We start from the raw sequence: 1373 nt of genomic DNA on the forward strand, positions 1-1373 counted from the left end.
TAGTAGGCGTGTTGGAAGGCGAAGATCACCGAGACGGCGTTGGTCGTATCACCAGGGTCGGTGCCCGAGGCCAGCGCAGGCGTGCGGGTGTGCGGGCAGTCCGCGATCGCGTAGGTGGGTGAGCTCGGCGCGACGACCGAAGGTATGGGCAACGGGTCGGGTAGCGGTGTCAGCGGCGCCTCGGTGACCGGGGACGCGGTGTCGTGCAGTGCCAGCGTGATCACGACCAGGACCAGCAAGGCGATGCCGAATGCGGCGGCGAGCCCAGCGATGACCCGGCCCGGGCCTCGGTCAGCGCGCGCGGGGGCGAAGCTGCGGCCGACCTGCCGGAACCCCGGCGGCGCTGCCGGGGTCCCGTGATCGGTGTCGCGGTGGTCGGTGGGCTGGCTCCAGTCCGACCAGTCCCCGACCCACCCGTCCTCGGTGTCGGATCGGTCGTCGGGATGCTGGAGTTCGTCGTCGGGTTGGTCGTCGTCGCTGTCTGCGGGCGGAGTGTATCGGCGCAGATCCAACGGGCTCTCGCTCACGACGGCACCGCCCCGATGACCGGGACGACGACACCTGCCGGGTCCCCGGCGATCGAGGCCGGGGCCGTGACCCCTGCTTGGGTACGCGGCTTGTGCTCGCCCTCGTCCCCGGCTGCCGACTGGGCTCCCGCGGGCGGGAGCACTGCGGTCGTGGGCGCGCCCGCGGTGTTCGGCACGACCCCTGGTTGTCCGGTGCCGCCGGGCCCGGTCGGTGCGGCTGGCTTCGGGTCGGCCGTGTTCGGGCCTGCGGCGGGCTCAGGTTTCGGCGCGGCGGCCGGGGAACCCCCGGCATTCGTTCCGGTGCCAGTACCGGCTGCGGCACCGCCTGCGGGTTTGTCGGAACCGCCGAAGTTGATGACCGGTGCGGCTGGCGTGGTGGTGGGGTTCGTGGCGGCGGTGCCGCTGTTGGTTGCCGCTGGTGGGATGGTCGCGTTGTCGCCTGTGCCGGTGAGCGCGGCGGTGATGGTGTCACCGGCTTCGGCGCCGAGGGTGTCGATGGCGTGCGTGGCGACGCCTGCTCCTTCGGTGATCAGGGTGGTCAGGACTTCGGCGCCGGAGGTGATCAGCTGGGTGCCCACGGTGGTGGCGGCTTCGATCGCCGCGGTCCCGAGGGCTTGTTGCATCGCGATAACAGGGTCGGTCGAGGTTGCGTTGGTGTCGGGCGCTGTGGCGGAGGCGTCATCGCCTGCGGTGGTGTCGTCGGTGGGCAGGGAAGGGTCGCCGGTCGAGGGGCCGCCGCCGGTGCCCAGGCTCGACTTCGGGGTTGTATAGGACTTCTCGCCGAGCTTGCTGCTGTAGCTGTCGTAGTCGGCTTGGGCGCCCTGCACAGTGGACAGGGCGCTGCTG

At 71.6% G+C, this 1373-nt stretch carries 2 pseudogenes; both read right to left on the minus strand.

The window, feature by feature from the left end:
* Positions 1–527 (minus strand): annotated as a pseudogene (locus tag QH270_RS00210) (hypothetical protein); the annotation flags it as partial.
* Positions 524–1373 (minus strand): annotated as a pseudogene (locus tag QH270_RS00215) (hypothetical protein); the annotation flags it as partial. The pseudogenes QH270_RS00210 and QH270_RS00215, both read right to left, overlap by 4 nt.

Source organism: Nocardia neocaledoniensis (assembly GCF_029868625.1).
Lineage (GTDB): Bacteria > Actinomycetota > Actinomycetes > Mycobacteriales > Mycobacteriaceae > Nocardia > Nocardia neocaledoniensis_A.